Raw genomic sequence first — 21843 nt, forward strand, 5'->3', positions numbered from 1 at the left:
GAATAAGTGTCTCTAAATAGTTTAGAGACACTTTATAATTATTTTACGCTAACATCCGCAGCTTTTTGTGAATTCTTAACGTTTCCTATTTTAACATTTATACTTTCTACAACATCCATATTTGTTACAATTACTGGAGTTATAAGATTTTTATCTTTACTTTTTATAAACTCAGTATCTAAAGTTAAAATCAAATCTCCTTTTTTAACTTTATCTCCTTGCTTAACATGTGCTGTAAAGCCTTCTCCATTTAATGCAACGGTATCAATACCAACATGAACTAACAGTTCTAATCCGCCTTCTGTTGTTATTGCAAAAGCATGCTTAGTTGGGAATAAAACAGATACCTCTCCAGCTGCTGGAGCATATATTTCATTTCCTGAAGGTATTACTGCAAAACCATCTCCAAGCATTTTGTCAGCAAAGGTTATGTCTGGAACCTTTTCAATTCCAACAACTTCTCCATCTACTGGACTTAAAAGCTCATGTGAACCTTTAGATATTTTCTTATCTTCCTGAATTTCTTCTACCTCTTCTGAATCATCTGCAACATATCCACCATTTTCGATAATTGCTTTTATATCATCTTTTATTCTTTCAGCTTCAGTTCCAAAAACTACTTGAACGCTATCTTCTGCTGTCATTATTCCTGCTGCTCCAAGAGCCTTAAGTGTAGCTTTATCAACTTTAGAAGAATCTTTTAAGTTAAGTCTTAATCTTGTTATACAAGCATCAAGTACCTTTATATTATCCTTTCCACCTATAGCTTCAAGTACCTTAGCTGCCTTGGCACTTCCTTTTAAATTTATCTTTTTAATGCCATCTTCATTCTCATCTTCTCTACCTGGTGTCTTTATATTTAACGCTTTAATTGTAAAATAGAATACAACAAAGTATAATGCAAAGAATCCTATACCAACGAACCATATAAGCCATGGATGGCCTGAATATTTAAATCCTAAAACATAGTCTATAAATGATGCCGAAAAAGTATAACCAAGTCTTATGTGCAGATAGCTTGTTATAAGTCCTGATGCAAATGCAGCAACTACATGGAATATAAACAATACTGGTGCAACAAATATGAAAGAGAACTCAATTGGTTCTGTTATACCTGTCACAAATGCTACAAATGCCGCTGAAATCATCATTCCAGCCATTTCTTTTCTCTTTTCCTTCTTAGCAGCTGCAATCATAGCTAATGCAGCACCTGGAAGACCAAACATTAATATTGGATACTCTGATGCCATAAAGTTTCCGGCATTAGGATCTCCGTGGAAGTATCTAGCTGTATCTCCTACATAAGTAACTCCATTTGAAACAAAGTGACCAAATTGATATAGGAATAAAGGATAGTAAATATGGTGAAGACCTAATGGAATTAAAAGTCTTTTTCCTCCAGCATACATTGCAGGTCCAAGTGGTGATGTACTAGCAAAGGCCGCTAATGAATTTATTCCTGCTTGTATTGGAAGCCATATATTTACACCAATAGACGCGATTATAAGAGCAGTAATTGATGTAATTATAGGAACAAAACGCTTTCCTCCAAAGAAACCTAAAACTTGAGGCATCTTAATATCATGGAACTTGTTATATAAAATGGCCGCTGTAAGACCAATTATTATTCCTCCAAAAACACCCATACTAATAGTTGTTTTAGTTACTATGTTACTGTACTCTTGAGTTTTTTGAAAAGCTGCAAGAGACATATGATGTGATGAAGCTGCTGCCTGAGCTAATGATGCTGCTGCACTATCGCCCGCTGTCTTTTCAACCGCTTCTAATATAAATTCTCCAATTACAGCTGCAAGCGCCGCAACACCCTCTCCACCTGAGAAACCTATAGCAACTCCGACTGCAAAAATCATAGGCAAATTGTTAAAAATAGAATTTCCAGCTGCTTGAACATATGGCATATTAAGTAAGTCCGGTTGTCCAAGTCTCAATAAGAGTCCAGCTGCTGGTAAAACTGATACTGGAAGCATCAAAGATTTACCAATTTTTTGAAGCACGGCAAATATCTTATTACCCATTAAATTATTCCTCCTACTGTTTTATCTTTAGCATTTTTTTCAGTGTCAATAAATGTATACAAACAAAATAGACACGAGCTACATAAAAGAATACTGCTTACCCAAGCAAAACTCTTTTAAAAGCTCGTGCCTAATTTAATAGTAACACTGCTTAAAGTTCCCTTAATCTTTTAAGATGCATAGCTATATAGCCTATTTCATCTTCAGGAACTGACACAGAAAATAAATTTTCAAGTTTTATAGCGACTTTAATCGCTAAACCGTACTCATTATATAATTGTTCTTTTATACTGTCAAGTAAAAGATTTTTTATAGTCTTTTTTTGTTTTATTCTTTCAAGTACAAAGTTTATGTGTGTAACAGTCCTCTCATAAGAAAGAGAACTTTTATCTATATCCTTTTTTAATATTACAGAAATAAACTTCATAACCTCACCAATTTTTCTCATGTATTCAACAGTGTCATTAACATTTTTTCTTTCAATTGCAGCGTTAATATGCATAGATATAAATCCAATTTCGTCCCTTGGCAATTTTGTAGAGAAATTTTCATTGATCATAATTAGTGCCTTTTCCGCAAGCCTGTATTCTTTCGGATATAAAACCATAATTTCATTTAAAAAAGGATTTTCTATTTTTATTCCTTTTTTAATTCTAGTAAAAGCAAAATCTATATGATCTGGAAGTGATGTATGAATGGCTTCATTTAGTTTTTTCCCCAATTCATTTTCACATAGAAAAATTATCTCTTCACAAATCCCAACTATTTTGCTATCAACTTTATTTAATACTGTATCAAATTTGCTTTCACCAAGCGACTGCTTAATAAAGACATTCTCAATTTTGTTTTCAGGAACATGACTTCCTGTTTTAGCATTGAATCCTATTCCTTTTCCAACAATTATAAATTCATACTTGTCTTTAACAGCAATAACCACGTTATTATTTAGAGATTTTTTGACAACGTAACTTACCATAAAATACTACCTCTCCTAAAGCTTTCAATCTTTTTGAACATATGATAAAAAATTTATTGCCTTTATTTATATTATCACTAATATGCTTTAAATACAATTTACTTTTAACACTTAACGTTGTATAATAACATAAAACCTTACATAATTATTATATCGTTTACATTACATGTATATGATGAATAAACTAATGTATTGTATATGTTTTAATATACCCATAATTTAACGGAGGGATTATAATGAATAAAAAGTTAAAGGTTGGTTTACTTGGTGGCACAGGTCTTGTGGGGCAAAGATTTGCTACTTTATTAGAAAATCATCCGTATTTTGAAGTGACATGTGTTGCAGCAAGCCCTCGCTCTTCTGGTCAAAAATATTCTGATGCCGTACGCGACAGATGGAAGCTTAATATACCAATGCCAGATTATATAAAAGATTTTGTGGTAAAGGACATCTATGATATTGATGAAATTTCAAAGGAAGTTGACTTTGTTTTTTGTGCTGTAAATATGGATAAAAGTGAAATAAAAAAAATAGAGGAAGACTATGCAAAGCATGAAATTCCGGTAGTATCCAATAATTCAGCTCACAGATTCACAGACGATGTTCCAGTGGTAATTCCTGAAATAAATCCGGAGCACCTTGACATAATTCCAAAACAAAAAGAAAGATTAGGTACAAAAAAAGGCTTTATTGTGGCAAAACCAAATTGTTCAATACAAAGTTATGTTCCTGCAATAAGTGCACTTTCTGAATTCAAACCTACTAAAATATTGGTATGCACTTATCAGGCAATATCTGGAAGTGGAAAAACCTTTGAACAATTTCCTGAAATAGTGGACAATACTATACCTTATATTCCTGGAGAAGAACAAAAAAGCGAAGATGAACCTTTAAAGGTTTGGGGCCATATAGAAGCCAATAAAATAGTTTCAGCTAAAGCTCCTCTAATAACTTCTCAATGTATTAGAGTTGCAGTTTCAGATGGACATCTAGCAGCAACTTTTGTTTCTTTTGAAAAGAAGCCAACGCGCGGACAAATAATTGAAAAATTCAAAAATTATAAAGGTAAACCTCAGCTTCTTAATCTTCCAACTGCACCAGAGCAGTTTATAACTTATTTTGAGGACGATTTTAGACCACAGCCAAAACTAGATAGAGATATCGAAAAGGGTATGGGAATAAGCATAGGAAGACTTAGAGAAGATTCCCTATTTGACTATAAATTTGTTGGTCTTTCACATAATGCATTAAGAGGTGCAGCAGGCGGAGCTGTTTTAACTGCTGAACTTTTATATAAAGAAGGTTATTTATATTAAAATATAGCGAGAGACTTTAAAATCTCTCGCTAATTACTTTTCTCCCACATAGCATATCCAGTTGTTTTCTTCTTTTACCTCCATGTGTATATTCAAATATCCAGCATCTTTGAGAAAATCCTTTAATTCATCTTTTGAATATATTTTCATATCACTATTTTTAATAAACTCTTCATTTCTTTCCTTAAATTTAACATCATCATATATTTCGTTTATTATAATAAATTTTCCGCCTTTTTTCAGAACTCTTCTTACTTCTTTTATATTTTCTTTTAGATGAGGCCAAAAATATATAGTCTCCACAGCTGTTACAAAATCAAATTTATTATCCTCAAAGGGAAGTTTTTCAACACTTGCTTCTTTTATAAGTACTCTTCCTTCTTCAATTAATTTTTTATTGTAGTCACTTGCCCACCTTACACAATCAGAAGAATAATCTATTCCACATACCTTTCCTTTATTAGCTAGGCTTACTAATCTATTTACAGTTCTTCCACCTCCACAGCCAATATCTAACACAGTACTATCCTCTAATATATTTACTTTATCAAGTCCCCAGCCTGTAAGCTTATAATGACTTTCATTCATATCTTCAACAACTAATTTTCCCTGATCTCCCACAGGTTTTTTACATTGATTTAATCTTCTAGCTAATTCACTCATACAAAAGCCTCCATTCTATAATATGAATCTATTGATAATGATTATCATATATATTAAGTTTAATTTATTTTCCCCAAATTTTCAAGTATTCATTTATATAATTACAGATTAACTCTTTGGCAACTCAACCAAAAATCTCACATTTTCCTCTTCACTTTCAGCCCATATTCTGCCTTTATGCAGTTCAACTATACTTTTAGCTATTGCAAGACCTAAACCACTTCCACCGGAAGCTTCAGACCTTGATTTTTCTCTTCTATAAAATCTATTAAATATCCTTTCAAGCTCGTCTTTATTTATATGTTCACATTTATTTTCTACAGTTATTAAAACAGAAGTTTTTTTATCTTGAAGTTTTAATTTTATTGTACCTGGTTTTGTACTGTACCTTACAGCATTCATAAGTAAGTTTTCAAATACTCTAACCATCTTGTCACCATCTAAATTTACATAAACATTTTGAGTCATAATTTCCTTTTCAATAACTGTATTACTTTCCTTACATATAACATATAGCTCTTCTGTCAATTGTTCCAAAAGCTCATCTAAACATAGCTTTGTTTTATTTAATTCTATGACCCTATTACTTAGCTTAGTATATTCAAAAAGATCATTTATAAGTTTTTCTAATTTTTCGGATTTATTATATGAGATTCCTACAAAATCTTCTAACTGATCATAAGACTTATACTTTTTCTCCTTTAAAAGAAGTAAATATCCTTTTATTGACGTAAGGGGTGTTCTTAAATCATGCGATACATTTGTTATAAGCTCACTCTTAGTTTTCTCTGCTGCTCTTTCTTTTTCAATTTTCTCTTCTAGTTCACTTGCCATAGAATTAATATTATCTGCTAATTTTTTAAGTTCATCTTCACCTATTAAGTTTATTTTATATTTTAAATCTCCCTTAGAAATCTTATTAAGCCCTTCCAATATACTTTCTATGTATTCCATCTTCTTATTTGTTAAAAAATAAAATATAAAAATAAAAACAGCAATACCAAGTAAACCCGAAAAAAACAAACTATGCGTAGGTCTTATGTAAGCAGCTCTAGATTTAGGATTTCCTGTGATTATCAAGTATGTACTTTTATTATCAAATGTTATAGCATCAATTTCATTATCCTCATACTGAACTTCAAAACTTATTATCTTTTGAACAATGCCATTTTCACTATCCATTATAGTGGCATTATCACATTGCCTTTTAAAATCCTCAGCTTTCATTATCACTTCATGTATATCTAATTTACTTTCCTTCGAATTATTGGATTTATACATAACTTTTCCACTATCATCTGTTATATAAATTTTGATATTGTCTTCTACATTATTATTTATTATTTCATTTATATTATCATCTGAAGTTTTATTGTTAAGCTGATCTTTTAGGCTATTCATGCGATTAGATATATCCTGTATTCCTTTATTGTAATCCGTTTTAACTATCATATGGCTTTCTTTATAATATCCATTATACCAACTTCCAATTATAAAGGCAGCTACAAGACATATACTAAATGTCCCCACTAATTCAAGCCTTATGCTCTTTACAACTCTCCTTTTGCAAAAATGGTATAAATTGAAAAACACTTTAAAGATTCTTTTCAATTTTGTATCCAACTCCCCAAACAGTTTTTATATACTCAGGCTTTCTAGGATCCTTTTCTATCTTCTCTCTTATTTTTCTTATATGTACCATAACTGTATTATGACAATCATAAAACTCTTCCCGCCAAACACTTTCATATATTTTTTCTGTACTAAATACCATACCCTTATTTTCAGCAAGTAATACTAAAATATCGAACTCTCTTTTAGTCAAATTTACAAGTTTTTCTCCAATTTTAACCTCATGTGTATTAGGATTTATATTAAGTTCTCCTACATCAAGGTTCCCATCTTCTTTAGCTTCTTCATAGGAAGTGTTGAGCTTAGTATATCTTCTAATTTGAGATTTAACTCTAGCAATAAGTTCAAGAGGGTTAAAGGGTTTAGCTATATAGTCGTCAGCACCTGTTGTTAATCCCAATATTTTGTCCATATCTTCCCCCTTAGCTGAAAGCATTATAATAGGCATATTTTTGTTTTCTCTTATTTTCATGCAAGTCTCTATTCCATCCATTTTAGGCATCATTATATCTAATACAACCAACTGAACATCTTCACTGCTAAGTATCTCTAGTGCCTCTATTCCATTTTCAGCTTTTAAAACTTTAAAGCCCTCATTACTTAAATATATATCTATAAGATTTCTTATTTCCTTCTCATCGTCAACAACTAGAACAGTTTCCTTTTCCATAAACTCTCCCCCAAAATTTAATTTTAACCTCATATAATATTATACATAATAAATATTTTTTTACTACGCTTTAAATCTTTATAATACTAAACTTAAGAAAGTTTTAAGATTTTTATAGATTTAATTTTAAGGTTACCCTTATATAATAAAAACATAAACTTACGACAGGTTTTTTAAGGAGGATTATTATGAATCATTCAAAATCAAACGCAACTTTTTTCGCTATAGTTCCTGGTGCTGGTCACATGTATTTAGGGCTTATGCGCCAAGGTATAGAAATTATGTTTTTATTCTTTTTAACCTTTGCAGTGAGTAACTCATTTCACTTAAGCTTTTTCGGAATATTACTTCCTATAATATGGTTTTATAGTATATTTGATGCACGAAAAAAAGCTTCTAGCCTAACTGAACTTGAAGATACAGACTTACCAATATTTAAATCTACAGATTTTAGTAAGCTTTTAAAAAGCAATAACACTGGTAAATATATAGCTTATGTTTTCATTTTATTAGGCTTTTTATCTTTAATGGATAATATAGTGTTACCCCTATTAAGTAGATATGTTAATTATGAAATACTTCGTTTATCAAAGGAATTATTTATTTCATTAATTTTCATAGCTGTAGGCTTACTCATAATAATAAAAGGTAGAAAATTAAAGACAGGTGATAATAAATGCAACAAAGAAGAGTAGGAACTTTAACCTTTGGTATTTTACTAATAGCCTCGGGTATAGCTTATTTATGTATCAATATCTTAGGACTTCCAATTTATAATATGCTTTTAAAATTATGGCCACTTGTTTTTATTTTGTTAGGCTTTGAAACTTTATTTTTAAATCATCTTTCCATTAAAAAAAATACAACTTTAAGGTATGATTTTATAAGTTTCATCTTAATTTTTATAACCCTTTTCTTCTGCTTTTTAATTAACGCACAGAAGTATGTTCATTTTTATATGTAAAAAACTGCTTTGAAGCCCTAGAGCTTTAAAGCAGTTTTCTCATACATTATTATTTATTTTCTGCTGGGAATGAAGTTATCTTTCCTGCTAAGTACTGTCTTATAAGCATCATGTCTCTTCCATTGACAGCTCCATCACCATTTACATCTGCAGCTTTTGTATCTATAGTTACAGATTTACCTGCTAAATATTGAGTTAATAACATAGCGTCACGACCATTTACAACTCCATCATCATTTACATCACCATATTTAACTGTAGTTGCATTTGCTTTTGAAGCATTATCATCTAAGTAAGATGAAATCCATGCCATAGGTGCATTCCAGTTGATTGTGATTTCATTTGTTGACCATGATTCTATATTATCCATGTAGCATTTTTCTGGTGCTTTCTCACCTGGATGCCAGCCTGAACCCTTAACCCATGGATCTTGAAGCGCACTATTTGGTCCTCCTACGAAGCAACCTGCTGGTGCACTAGGGAAAGTTGGGTCAGCTTGATGTGCCCAGAAACGATGATGTGGATTTTCTGCTCTATTTGTACCATAGCCTGTAACATAACTCTTAACATTAGGGTTACGTCCAAGTAAGTAATCCATATCCTCTTCCATACCATTCATGTACTTAGAATCTTTACTAAAGTCATAAGCATATGCCATTACAATAGCTTCATTAGCTACAAATGAGTTTGAACCCCAAGGATATCCTTTAACAACTGGTCCTGTTACACCGTGATAAGTTGTATCAACCTGTGACTCAGCAAGTGATGTACCATATCCTTCTTTAGATTGATGATCAATAAATGTATCTGCAGCTTTTTCTATATTTGTCTTAGCTGTATCTACATCTGCTTTTGGTAATCCATTTGGAACAGTAGCAAGAGTTATTGTTCCTAAACCTTGTACATTACCCCAATCAAATGCTCCTGCATTTCCGTTAGATTCTGCTCCGTCTAACTCAGTAGGCATTTGTAAATAATATGGAGACTTTTGTATATAATCCAAGTACTCTTGTTTTCCTGTTGTTGCATAAAGTTCAGCGGCAGCCCAGTAGAATTCATCTGTTACATGATTGTCACTGTAAGCTCCTCCACCTATATCACCAGTATCTGCATAAATGTCAGGATGTGCAAGTGCTGCTTTCCATGCAGTTTCTGCTGCTGTCACACATTTAGTTGAGAAGGCTTGATCTTTATCCTTCCATAAACGTGAACTTTGTGCTGCTACTGCTGCTAAATTTAAAGTTGCTGCAGTACTTGGTGGTTTTAAGTAACGTGGCTTAGTATCTTGGTCTGGACGAACTCCAAGTCCTGTCCAAGTATCATCATGTCCCTTATGATGTACCATACCAGCATATGTGTTTCCTGCTGGAACTTGCATTTTAAGAAGCATTTCCATTTCAAAACGAGTTTCATCAAGTATATCAGGAAGTCCATTACCACTTTCCGGAATATTCATTGTTTTATCTGCAAATGGAGCTTTTGTAAGATCTCCTCCATTATATAATGCACGCTCATATTGATTCATCATAGTCCATACGGATATACCACCGTTTACAACGTATTTACCATGGTCTCCTGCATCATACCAACCACCTGTTACATCTAAGCTATAGTTTGCTTTACTAGCATACCAAGAATTAGGATCTATTCCCATTATATCACTTGGATGTCCTGCTGGACGAGCTAGTGAAGGATCTCCACAATAAGGCATTTGTATTGGAATACCGCTTCTACTGTGATAGAAATATTTTATAGAATCTTGTTTAAGATTTGAATATAAATCAGTTCCAATATCAAAAGGTACACTGGAAGCTGGGTTTTCATCAGTATCTCCATTAACTACTAATTTATATCCCTTACCTGTTTTATTATAAGATGTGAAATCAATAATATGAACCTTATCTCCTGAAGCTTCATCAGCTTCATCATTATTAAAGACTTTTGTTTGACCTGATGCAACAACTGCTCCTGTGCTGTCTTGAAGCTGCCAAGGTATTGGACTTGTTGAATCAGAAGTTACTGTCGCTATTTTTTCAAGATTAGGATAGTATCCAACCTGATTTACTCTTACAGCATTATAGATGTTTTCATCTGGTATTGCTGGTTGTGTATATTGTGGATCTGTTAAATGTATATTATCAAATGTATATTTTATTGGAAGTTTCGAATTGTCACCTGTGTTTGAAATATGAAAAGCAAACTCAGCAGCCTTATCAGTTGAAGTCATAGTAAAATCGCCAGTTACAGTCTTAGGTTGATTTGCTGTTAAATGTACATTTTCCCAATTTCCAAAATGCCAATATTGAGTGTATGGATCTTTTGACATAGCTATCTGTGGATAAATATCACAATCTTTATCTGCTGTAACTGTAAATTCTACATGATATTTATGTCCAGCTTCAAGATCTAAATCCCTATGTCTAAACTGTACATCCCAAATATTACTTCCTGGTTTTGTAACAGTTATATTATAAGTACCTCCTGAAATGTCAAAATCCGCATGTGCTGGTGCTGTTTCAACCTCAGTCCATGGCAATCCAATTCCATCTGTAAAGGTACTATTTCTTATAAGATCATGTGTACCTACATTACTATTTGGATCTGGAGCTGGTGGTTTAGCATAACAAATATTAGAGAATCCTACTCCTACTACAAGAGAAGCAGCAACTATCATAGACAGTAATTTTCTCCTTAACATTACTTTTTCCCCCTTTAATTTACAATCGCTTATAGTGATACTCTATACAAAACAATGAATTTTATATTTTTTATTACTATTATGTATAAAATATCCTACAAAATTATAATACATTATTTACCTTAGTGTGTCAATATATATGTAAATTATATTTCTTACTAATAATTTTACAAACTATATGAAATTAAATAGTTTTTTATCAAATACGTTGAATTAATATAATCACAGCATGTATTTATATGTTTCAAGAACTTAATTTCTAATAATTATATGTTATCGGTCTTTTTTACTAATTTCAGTGCAAAATAGTGTTAAAATTTAATTTTTACTTTTACAAAAAATAAATATAGGGAAATCAAACTAAGTTTTTGATTTCCCTATAAATCTCCACAATTCTCAATTCTGCCATTATAGTTGAAAAACGAATTAGTAACTAAATTTTCCTCTAAAATATATAATTCAAAATACTAATATTTTCAATTATATATTTTAGCGATTTTATTATGTATCTAAATTTATACTACGTATGCACCTCCTGACGCAAGCAAAAACCAACAATTAATAGAACTCATAACAGAACTAAATTAATTGTTGGCCGGTTACACTACTAACTCCAAATCCCTCAAGTGTCCAGGTTAGAGGAATTTATCATTGTTTCCAAAACATAAAAGTCATTGTTTACACTAATAGTTATATTTTACCACATACTTATATTCAAAGCAAACTACCTCCAGCTTGCTTTTACGTATTTAAAATCTTAAAACTGTAATTTTACCATTTTATGTTTCACTAATACCGTTTATCTATTCTTTAATAGATAATTTAGCATTATATATAATAAAGTGAAATATAATTGCGATTATTTGAAAAAGCATACCAATAAGACATACACCATTCCATCCAAACATTTGCCAAAATACAGCTGAAATAAAGGATCCAATTGAACCTCCAGTAAAATACGAAACCATAAATACAGTATTTATACGACTTCTCTCTTGGTCACTTATAGCTTGAATTCTTGCTTGGTTTGAAACTTGTCCAGTTTGGTTTCCTAGATCAAGTAAAATAACTCCAATTATAAGTCCATATATTTTATATCCCATTGTCCAAAAGCAAATATATGCTATTGTAGAAAAAATTATAGCAAACCCCAAAGCAAATCTTGGAGTTTTTTTATCTGCAACTTTTCCAACTATAGGAGCTGCTAATGCACCAATTATACCAACCACTCCAAAAAATCCTGCTTCTTTTGATCCCATATTATACACCTTAGATTCTAATAAAAATACAAGTGCGGTCCAAAAAATACTAAAGGATCCAAACATAAGAGCACCATTAATAGAAGCTTCTCTAAGTACTTTTTCCCTTTTTATTAATCCCCACATGGAGAATATTAGATTCTTGTAACTTATTTTAGATATAGGAGTGCTTTTAGGAAATACGACTGCAATTATTAATAAAAAAGCAATCATCATTGCTGAAGCTATTAAATACACATTCCTCCATCCTAAAGCATCTCCTATTATTCCACTAAAAACTCTAGATAACAGAATACCTATTAAGAGCCCACTCATAACATTTCCTATTACTTGCCCACGCTCTTTTGGTCTTGAAAGATGGGCTGCAAACGGAACAATAAGCTGTGGTATTATTGTTGTAAATCCTATAAAAAAGACTGCAATCAATAACACATAGTAATTTTCAGAAAAAAAGGCTACAAGAAGAAATATAGACACCAATAAAAGCATTTCTAATATAAGCTTTTTTCTTTCTCTTATATCTCCAAGAGGCACAAGTAGAAACATTCCAAAAGCATACCCTATTTGAGTTAATGTAACAACAAATCCAGCACTGGCTTCTGTTACATTAAAGGCTTTAGCTATTTGTCCTAAAAGAGGCTGACAATAATATAAATTAGCAACTGTAAACGTACAAGTTACCGCCATAATAAATATAATAAATTTATTAAGTTCAAAAGATTTTTTGCTAGTCATTCTCCAACATCTCCATCTTGATCATATACATACTATACACTTGATTAACAACTGCTTTAAGTATAAATTTATATTTCCTTATTAAATTCCAGCAAGAAATTATATATAACCTCCTCACTTCCTCCCCTCATATTTCCTAAAATATTCTTAATTCTAATTTCATATTGCTTATGGTAATTTTCATGGTTTAAATATGCACTTTCACCCTTATGTGTTAATTTTAATACAAGCTTAGAATTGTTAACCTCGTTCATCTCCTTTGTTATAAGACCTTTTTTCTGAAGCCTATTTATAGTTTGAGAAACTGCCCCCCTTGTAATTCCTAGTTTTCTAGCTATAGCCGAAATATGCAAATTTGTATTTTCCTTTATAAATTTAATCATATGAATTTCAGAATGATGTATATTTACATCTGTACCAAAATTTCTTTCCTTAGAATCTCTTTCATCAAATTTACATATAGTATCTAATAAAAGTTCACTTATTTGTTTTTCATAATTTAAATTCATCATATTAATATTGTATATCTGCTATACACTTATGTCAAAAAAAGTTTCTACTGCATATCCAGTAGAAACCACTTACATTATTTTCTTTCAGCTAAAGATGTCATCTCATTTACAATATCAATGTATTTTTGAGAAACCTGCGGACATTTAAGTATTATATTATCAACAATATAATCTATATTATCTTCTTCTACCTTTTTAAAATTCTTTTCACCTTCACAAGTCATGTTATCATCACTTAAATGATTATATATTTTATCTACAACTGAAGATTTCATTACCTTTTCATTTTCCATACACTTCTCTGAAAAATAAAGTTCTCCGTCTATAACTGCAAACTCAGCATAACAGTATTCTTTAAGCTCGCTTCCAAGCTTATTTTCATCATCATATTTAGTATGTTCTACATGTTTTAAGTCTAATATATTGTAACTCTCCCTTGACCTTGTAAGCACACATCTCAAATCTAAGTCCATAAGTCTTTTCGTTACATTTTCTGAAAATTGATCACCAAATTCTGTTATGAACATCTTTAACGATATAGTATTCTTTCTTCTATTATTTACTCTCAATGTGACCGCTCCTTCTTTTTTTATATATTCAGCCAAAAAAAACACCTTATAAAGGTGGTGTCATATATAGTTAAATTTATTGTATAAACCTCTCTGTATTATTTATTATAACATAAATAATCAAAATGAACAAATTTAAATATTGATTTTTTTTTCCATATATGATATATTAAAATTTTTCATTATTTTGTCCACAAATTTAACGTTTACAAAAGGAGCTTATAATTTTAATTTTTTATAATAAAACCATTTTGCAGGGTTTTATTTGATGTATTTACTATATTTTAAAGGCTTATTCTGATTCCATGGTTTATAACTATTAACAAAATCAATCCTCTCCTTTAAGGATGGATGTGTATATTTCCAAATTTCATACCATTTATCCGGCTCAGTTATAGATAAATTTTTAACTGAAAGTTTTTTAAACAAACTTACACCCGCAGCATTATCACGAGTAAGTTCTATAGCAAAAGTATCTGCACTATATTCCATTTTTCTACTTGCCGCATTATAAACCGGATCTGATATAGCTGTACAAATAAATATAATAAGCATAATGAGAGGAAGAGATTTAACATCAGAAATACTGTCTATTCTAAGTAAGCTACTGCGCTTTTCAATTATATACGGAGTTATTTTATGTATAATATAAAGCATTATAAATAATCCACCTATAGTCCCAAAGCAATTTATTGTATTATGATGTAAAACATAATGTCCCATTTCATGAGAAACAACAAACTCTAATTCTCTTTCAGATAAATTCTTTATAGCCGTATCCCATATAACAATTCTTTTTGTATTTAAAGCACCCGTCATATATGCATTTATTTGCTTTGTATCCGCACTCTTATTAACCTGATAAAGTTGACAATTATATACTCCTGCTCTATGTGCAAGATTTTGTATTTTATTTTCAAGTTTTTTATCCTTTATAGGCTCAAACTTATTATACATAGGGTCTATCACTATAGGTGAAATTATATAAGAAAATATAATAATAGGAATAAATATTACCCAAGTATAGAGCCACCATCTTTTAGGAGACTTTTTAGCAAGTTTGTATGGAATCCATAAAACAAGTGCTAGAAAAAAAGCTGTAGTTAATACATTAATAGACCAATTAAGTGCCCATTTTCCCAAGCTTTGATTAGATAATGCAAAAATATGATCATTTATAAAACCAGAATAAATATCAAGTGGCAAATAAAAAATGTGGTCCACTATAACAAATAGAAACAAGTAAATGCAAATACCCGGAAGACATACCTTTCTATTTTTATAAGAAAATTTTTCAAGACTTACATGTATTCTTGAAAAAATAATTAGTAAAGGTACTACTATGCCCATAATCGTATAAATTATTTCAAGCATAACATTGATTTTATAATATCTCATTCTAATCGCATCATTAGTTAACATTACATGATAATAATTAGCCATTGGCCCACTTTTAAGTCTTACAAAAAAAATTACTACTGAAATACATATTAAAAATATAATATTAGTTTTTTTCTTACTCATATTTCCTCCAATACTTAAATAAGTATAATACATTTTATTATATGTATTTAATAATTTATAAATACCTCTGGTTAATCATAGCTATTAAATATATATTACCATATAATTCTGTAAATCTTTGATAAATAAAAAAAGGCTATATAAAGAACATTTTTTGTGCCCTTTTACATAGCCTAACCCAATAACAATTTTAATCTAAGAATTTTGACCAAGTATCTGCCCCTACAACACCATCTGCCGTAAGCCCATTGTTCTCCTGCCAAGTCTCAACCTTTTCTTCTGTTCCATTACCAAAAACTCCATCTATATCTGCTCCAACTCTATATTGAATATATCTTGTGGCATATTCATAGTGAGGATATTCTACTCCATCCAGTGGTCTTGAAAAAATTTGCTGTGCAGCACCTTCAGTGTTGGATCCCCAAATTCCATCTACCTCAAGACCCATTATTGACTGAAAATCTTTTATTGCCTGTTCTGTTTCGTTTCCCTCTATTCCATCTACTTCAAGTCCTCTTTTCAATAAGGTATTTAACTCCTGCTGAATAGTTTTCACACTGTCATCCCCACCTTGACTTGGATCTATAACAACTGTACCACCAACAAGTATACCATCTGCAAACTCATCTAAATCTACATCTCCACTTATACCATCTACACTCCCACTTTCTGAATATTGAAACCCAACATATGATTCATCTATATCAGGCGTACTTACTCCATATTCAGCTATCCATAGAGGTAAATCCTTAACAGTACTATTTAAATTATCATTATAGAAGCTAACATAAGTATACATACAAACCTCTATGCCTTGGGCTATTAAATAGTCTGCAAAGCTCCTAACATTAGAACTTATTTCATCAGTGCTTTGTCCCATTGTTACTTCTACATCTATAGCACATTTACAATCTACTGATAGCCCTGAAATAGCGTCTAAAAAATGCTTTGCTTCACTAACAGGATCATTTGCTCTTAAAAAATGATAAAATCCAACTTTTAATCCCGCTTCTTTAGCTCCATTATAAAAAGTTTGATAAGTTGAATCTGTATAAGTTACCCCTTCTGTGGCTTTAATATATACAATCTCAACTCCACTTTCTTTTACTGCATTAAAGTCTACACTTCCCTGTCCTGAATAAATATCAATACCTTTCATTTTATCAATTCCTTTCTTTTTTAAACAATAGTTTTTATTAAATACCCCAAAATAAAAAGGGTAATGGTAACTAATATACCAAAACCCCATTTAAGTGTATCCACTAAATTTTTAAGCTGCTCACATAAATTTTCCACTCTTTCATCTACCGCTGCTGATCTCTGTTCTAATTTTTTTATTCTGTCACTGTGATCATTTAATCTTATATTTTGTAGATTAAGTTTTTCATCAATAACTTTGTGCCATTCCTTACATAATTTTGCATCATAATCTTCACTCATTTTACATCTCCTTTTCTATTTTATTTGCCTCAAAGCCCCTTTAACCCTCTTATATACTCTTTGCTCCATACATTCTCTTAAATCACTTGTAGGTTTTCTTTTTAAAATTTTTTTACTCAAACAGTATGGGCATGATAACTTTCTATCCTTTAACATGTTTTCAATATCTTCTGTAAGAAGTACAAACTCTTTTTTGCACACCTTGCATTTATAAGTTGTATAAATTTCATACATATTTTTTCCTTTCTAAAATTGGTTTAACTTTTAAAATATTTATTTTGTATAATCATCAACTGTAAAAGATGATATCTTTTCGAATACAACATAATCATGTCTTAAAACATCTATTGAAGATGTCTGAGTTATATCAAATTCATAAAAAGGTGCTTCACTTCCTGATGATCTAAGCTTATACCAGGATATAAAATCATTTACTAGCTTCATGTCTACATAATATTGCTTTACTTGTCCATTAGTCATCGATATATTAAGGCAAGCTCTGTCTGGAACAGATACATCGACAACATTTACTATACAGGTTGCACTTAAATTACTTCCATCCTTTGTTGTTACTATTATACTTGCTTTCCCCTCTCTTAAAGCTGTTATTTTTCCGTTTTCATCCACTGACACCACAGAAGGATCACTTGTTGTCCATACTACCGATTTATCTGTAGTATCGTCCGGAGCGACCGTTGCTATTAAATTATCTGTTTGTCCTACAGTTAATTGATCTAAGGTTTTGTTCAAAGATATACCTGTACTTATGCTATTGAATTCAACCACATCATTATATATTTCAATTGACTTTATATACCCTGTGTAGCTTTCTCCAATTATGGTATTGTCTGCAGTATAATATTCTCCACCACTAAAATCAAAAGAAGACACAGGCACTTTTAAACTATCACAATACACATTATTAGTTTTATTATCATAATAATTAAATATTGCAGTATGTTTTTTGCCATCACACACATTAGTTGCAAGTGGATGTAAATTTAACATATCTGTTTTGCTATCATTACAAAAATACAAATTATTTAAACATCCGTCATTAAAAGCATCAAATCTTATGGACCACGAGGTAAATATTTGCTCCTTGCCTCCCTGCTTAATAACAAATTCATATTCACTACTTTTTTGTGTACCAGAATCCTTTTTTAAAGTTATAATTATTGTTTTATTACCTTTAGGTATAATTTGATTTTTAAAAGCAATACTTGCACTTCCATTGAAATATGCACATTCTCCTAACTCATCATCCTTTGTTATACTTACTCCTGTCATAGTTCCATCATAGCCATGACCACTTAAATCTTTAACTGTAGTTTTGTCAGTTGATACTCCATTTGAATCAAATACATACTTAGCAAACAAATTGCCAGCATAATCCTTCTTGGGTACATAATTTTCCCCTTCATCCTTGAAATCAATTCCCAAACTTTGTAAATCCATTAACACTTTTAAATTCCTCCTTAATTTTAAGCATAGCAAAATAAGGCCTTAAACAGAAAAACTACTATTTTAAAGCCTTAGCACTATTATTTTTTATTACAGTATAAATACTATCACTCATAACCTTATAATGGTATTATCAAAAACTTATGAGTTTGTTATATAATTTTCGTTCTAACAAAAGGGAGTGTCGCAAAATGATTAAAATTAATCATGAGCGATGCTCTTTTTTTGTTTAAGCTATAAAATTGCCTAATATTTTAAATACTATATTAATTATTTGAATTTCCATGAGATTTTGACGCACTAAAATAAACCTAACTATATTATTCCATAATTAGGAAATAGTTTTTAATTCGTGAAGATACTTTTGAGTTCTTTCATTTTGGATTTTTAAATGTAATTTGTTAATGTTATATCCAAAACAAAGCAAAATAAATTCAGTTTTTACACTATTTTTTCCACGTGTTAAAAATCTTTTGAATTCATAGTCGCTTTTTAAAATTCCAAACGCACCTTCAACTTGAATAGATCTGTTCATTCTCAATTTAGTTCCCAATTCAGTTTTGATATTGTTGTATGAAATTTGACGCTTTTTAATAAAAGTCTTTGAAACCTGCATTTTTCGGTTATTCTTTGCTTTTGTGCACTTTGATTTCAAAGTGCAGTTATCGCAATTTTCACATTCATAAACAGTAACCTCAGACGTATACCCACTTGCAGATTTTTTATGAATAATATATGATGGGAATAATTTTCTATTATTATGACAAATATATGTATCTGTTTTAACATCATATTTCATATTTTCACGCTTACTGATGTCGTTTTTAAAACTTCTTTTTTTCCATTTCTCATAAGTTTGAGGTTTTATATATGGTATTTGATTATTAGACTCTAAAAACAAATAGTTTTCTTCACTTTCGTAACCAGAATCTGCAATCACATTAGTATATTTATGACCAATTTTTTCTTGCATATTAGTAATCATTGGTATTAATGTTGCTATATCATTTCTATCATCAAATACTCCAACACCAGTTACATATTCACTATCAACTGCTATTTGTACATTATAGGCAGGTTTTAATTGACCATTTCTCATATGATCATCTTTCATATGCATGAAAGTTGCATCAGTATCAGTTTTAGAATAGCTATTTCTTTTTGAAAATATTTTCTTACTTAAATTATATTTTTCTTGTCTTTCTTTATATTGTGATAGTTGTTCTATCCACTTTTGAATTGCAGTTTTTCTTTTACCGATTCCATGAACAAACTCTATATTTCTTTTTTCTTTTTCAAATAAAAGCCATTGAAGAATTTTGTTTATATCATCAATCAAAGTTTCTCTCTCAATAGTGAATTTCATTAATCTTTCAAGATTAATGGTTTTAACAAGAGCAATAATTTTATCAAACATCTTACCTTCATTTTTATAAATAGCTTTCTTCCAAACAAAAGTATATCGGTTGGCATTTGCCTCAATTTTAGTACCATCGATAAATACATTTTCAAATAATAATTCTTTTTCTTTAGCTAAATAGTTAACTTGTTGATAAAATAAATCTTCAATCACTTCATTTGAAAGATATTTTTTTCGAAATCTACTTATAGTAGCGTGATCAGGTGCTTTAAAGCCTTGAAGTAGCCATTTGAAATTTATATCTCTTTTGCATGCTTTTTCTATCTTTCTACTTGAATAAATATTTTGAGAATAAGCATAAGATATTATTTTGAACATGATTTTGGGTTCAACTGCTGATTTTCTTCCTACGGAAGAATACGCCTTGTACAATTTTTTATAATTTAATCCCTCCAACAAATAGCTTAGCAAACGAACCGAATCATCTTCTGGTATTAAGTTTTCTAAATTTAATGGTAATATAAGTTGCAAATTATCATTAAATTGATTATAATTTTTTGTGTATAATTTAGTTACGTTCATAATTTAATTATACAATCAATGTGAGTTCTTCGGAACTCACATTTTTTATATACAACAAAGGAGCTATTGCAAAACTATTTTTTAGTTTTGCAACAGCCCCTTTAAAATTTCTATATATCATTGTTTTGTATATTGTTGAATTTCATATGAAACTATCTTATCAAAAAACACAGTATGTATATCTGTAGTATATGGATCAGTAGGTTTAACCGTAAACACATAATATGCCTTTCCTATTCCATCAGCTCTATTGTAAACCCAATTTACAAAATCATTTAATTCATCCTTAGATAAATCATATTTTTCTAAACTTCCATCCACCATTTTTATAGTTAAAAGTTCCCTTATCTCTCCCTGTGAAGTTACATTTATGGTACATGTAGCTGTTTGTCCATCCACGGTTGTTGCTGTTATTGTTGCTGCGCCTACTCCTACTGCCTTTACTTTTCCATTGCTATCAACTGTTGCAATTGCTGCATTACTTGAACTCCAGTTTACTGACTTGTCTGTTACATTATCTGGAGATATAGTTGCAGTTAACAAATCTTCTGATCCTACAGGAATAGAATCTGTACTTTTATTTAAAGTTATACCTGTTTTTACACTATCATATTTGACTACAGTATTATATATTTCTATATCCTTTAATGCTCCTTGAAAATAATATTTATAATTATCATTATTTGATCTCCCTATCATTAGAGAATTTGTTGCATTTCCTGACATAGTATATTTTGATGTAAAAGTACTATCCGGATTCACTAAATCATCAATATACCATTTAATTCCATCTTTGTTTGTAGTTCCGTCCCAAGTTAACACTACAGTATGCCATTTATTATCACATACCTTCTTATTAGATTCCATACACATAGTATCTGCCCAACTACTTTGTCCATTCAAAAAGTCTGCTTGGATTTTTCCATCTGTAGTTACATATATAGTTATGCCTTTATTTCCAAAACTATCTTCTGCATTGTCTAAAACAGCAGAATTATAATAAGGATTACCTGACATTTTTAATTTGAATTTAATAGTTTTCTCTCCCACTGGTACTATAGAATTGCTAAAACTAATATAATCGCTTGAACCATTGAAGCTTCTATAATTTTCATTACTATCATTTCCACCTGTAGTTCCATTGTAAGTACCATTATAATTTGCATTATTATGCACACTATCTATACAATTTGTTCCTGTCGTCTCATCTAACTTATAATTTGCCACCAGATTACTTGAGTAATTATTTTCAGGCACATAATTTCCACTAGTACTATCTGCAAAAACACTAGTAAAACAACCTAAAATAGAAACCAAAAACACTGCAAAGAATACTTTAATTTTTCCATTCATTATTTTTACCTCCAATTATGTATTTTTTATCCACACGTTTGATTTTCGTATTATAACTTTTTATCTTTATACTCTTGTACTACTTTAATG

Annotated in this window: 18 protein-coding genes and 1 riboswitch; of the genes, 2 read left to right on the forward strand and 16 right to left on the reverse strand. The window is 30.4% G+C overall.

Going from position 1 to position 21843, the window contains the following annotated elements; translation table 11 throughout:
- Positions 1 to 38: 38 nt before the first annotated feature.
- Together CLFE_RS19005 and CLFE_RS19010 are read right to left on the reverse strand one after the other, a co-directional pair.
- Positions 39 to 2036 (reverse strand): glucose PTS transporter subunit IIA, encoded by a 1998-nt coding sequence (locus tag CLFE_RS19005; protein ID WP_077893909.1) that lies wholly within the window; start codon positions 2034 to 2036, stop codon positions 39 to 41.
- Between the two features lie 151 nt (positions 2037 to 2187).
- Complete coding sequence (locus CLFE_RS19010) at positions 2188 to 3012, reverse strand: PRD domain-containing protein (RefSeq protein WP_077835070.1); 825 nt, start codon at positions 3010 to 3012, stop codon at positions 2188 to 2190.
- A gap of 236 nt (positions 3013 to 3248) precedes the next feature.
- Here CLFE_RS19010 and asd point away from each other — a divergent pair, with 236 nt between their 5' ends.
- A complete protein-coding gene (asd, locus tag CLFE_RS19015) occupies positions 3249 to 4328 on the forward strand; it encodes an aspartate-semialdehyde dehydrogenase (protein WP_077893910.1) in 1080 nt (359 codons plus the stop codon).
- A 33-nt stretch (positions 4329 to 4361) separates the two neighbouring features.
- Here asd and CLFE_RS19020 read toward each other — a convergent pair whose 3' ends face one another.
- The 3 genes from CLFE_RS19020 to CLFE_RS19030 form a co-directional block, all read right to left on the reverse strand.
- Entirely contained in the window at positions 4362 to 4991 is a 630-nt protein-coding gene (locus CLFE_RS19020) for a class I SAM-dependent methyltransferase (protein ID WP_077893911.1), read from the reverse strand.
- A 108-nt stretch (positions 4992 to 5099) separates the two neighbouring features.
- Positions 5100 to 6602, reverse strand: a complete 1503-nt coding sequence (locus tag CLFE_RS19025) for a sensor histidine kinase (protein WP_077893912.1) — start codon at positions 6600 to 6602, stop codon at positions 5100 to 5102.
- Positions 6586 to 7293, reverse strand: coding sequence for a response regulator transcription factor (locus CLFE_RS19030; RefSeq protein WP_077850948.1), 708 nt, complete (start codon positions 7291 to 7293; stop codon positions 6586 to 6588). The genes CLFE_RS19025 and CLFE_RS19030 overlap by 17 nt, the downstream gene beginning before the upstream one ends.
- Positions 7294 to 7481: 188 nt before the next feature.
- On the opposite strand from CLFE_RS19030, the gene CLFE_RS19035 reads away from it, so the two are divergent.
- Positions 7482 to 7988 carry a hypothetical protein gene (locus CLFE_RS19035; protein WP_077835075.1) on the forward strand — a complete coding sequence of 169 codons (507 nt, stop codon included), beginning with the start codon at positions 7482 to 7484 and terminating at the stop codon, positions 7986 to 7988.
- A 318-nt stretch (positions 7989 to 8306) separates the two neighbouring features.
- Here CLFE_RS19035 and CLFE_RS19040 read toward each other — a convergent pair whose 3' ends face one another.
- From CLFE_RS19040 to CLFE_RS19090, 11 genes are all read right to left on the reverse strand, one after another.
- The gene (locus tag CLFE_RS19040) at positions 8307 to 10955 is read right to left on the reverse strand and encodes a glycoside hydrolase family 9 protein (RefSeq protein ID WP_077893913.1); all 2649 of its coding nucleotides are present in this window, start codon (positions 10953 to 10955) and stop codon (positions 8307 to 8309) included.
- A gap of 584 nt (positions 10956 to 11539) precedes the next feature.
- Positions 11540 to 11623: riboswitch (cyclic di-GMP riboswitch) on the reverse strand.
- 135 nt (positions 11624 to 11758) lie between these two features.
- Complete coding sequence (locus CLFE_RS19045; protein ID WP_077893914.1) at positions 11759 to 12949, reverse strand: MFS transporter; 1191 nt, start codon at positions 12947 to 12949, stop codon at positions 11759 to 11761.
- Positions 12950 to 13017: 68 nt separating this feature from the next.
- A complete protein-coding gene (locus CLFE_RS19050; RefSeq protein ID WP_077893915.1) occupies positions 13018 to 13461 on the reverse strand; it encodes a MarR family winged helix-turn-helix transcriptional regulator in 444 nt (147 codons plus the stop codon).
- A gap of 74 nt (positions 13462 to 13535) precedes the next feature.
- Positions 13536 to 14030 carry a hypothetical protein gene (locus CLFE_RS19055; protein WP_077835086.1) on the reverse strand — a complete coding sequence of 165 codons (495 nt, stop codon included), beginning with the start codon at positions 14028 to 14030 and terminating at the stop codon, positions 13536 to 13538.
- Between the two features lie 261 nt (positions 14031 to 14291).
- Positions 14292 to 15554 carry a M48 family metallopeptidase gene (locus CLFE_RS19060; RefSeq protein WP_077850953.1) on the reverse strand — a complete coding sequence of 421 codons (1263 nt, stop codon included), beginning with the start codon at positions 15552 to 15554 and terminating at the stop codon, positions 14292 to 14294.
- Between the two features lie 190 nt (positions 15555 to 15744).
- Complete coding sequence (locus CLFE_RS19065) at positions 15745 to 16713, reverse strand: GH25 family lysozyme (RefSeq protein WP_077893916.1); 969 nt, start codon at positions 16711 to 16713, stop codon at positions 15745 to 15747.
- A 20-nt stretch (positions 16714 to 16733) separates the two neighbouring features.
- Positions 16734 to 16994: a hemolysin XhlA family protein gene (locus tag CLFE_RS19070; protein ID WP_077835082.1), complete on the reverse strand. Its 261-nt coding sequence runs from the start codon at positions 16992 to 16994 to the stop codon at positions 16734 to 16736.
- Positions 16995 to 17009: 15 nt separating this feature from the next.
- Positions 17010 to 17228: a hypothetical protein gene (locus CLFE_RS19075; protein ID WP_077835083.1), complete on the reverse strand. Its 219-nt coding sequence runs from the start codon at positions 17226 to 17228 to the stop codon at positions 17010 to 17012.
- 39 nt (positions 17229 to 17267) lie between these two features.
- Positions 17268 to 18458, reverse strand: a complete 1191-nt coding sequence (locus tag CLFE_RS19080; protein ID WP_077893917.1) for an Ig-like domain-containing protein — start codon at positions 18456 to 18458, stop codon at positions 17268 to 17270.
- 331 nt (positions 18459 to 18789) lie between these two features.
- On the reverse strand, positions 18790 to 20400 hold the full coding sequence (locus CLFE_RS19085) for an IS1182 family transposase (RefSeq protein ID WP_250944600.1): 1611 nt from the start codon (positions 20398 to 20400) through the stop codon (positions 18790 to 18792).
- Between the two features lie 117 nt (positions 20401 to 20517).
- On the reverse strand, positions 20518 to 21753 hold the full coding sequence (locus CLFE_RS19090; RefSeq protein ID WP_077894583.1) for an Ig-like domain-containing protein: 1236 nt from the start codon (positions 21751 to 21753) through the stop codon (positions 20518 to 20520).
- Between the last annotated feature and the right edge of the window lie 90 nt (positions 21754 to 21843).

The sequence above is a fragment of the Clostridium felsineum DSM 794 genome, assembly GCF_002006355.2.
In the GTDB taxonomy this organism is placed as follows: domain Bacteria; phylum Bacillota; class Clostridia; order Clostridiales; family Clostridiaceae; genus Clostridium_S; species Clostridium_S felsineum.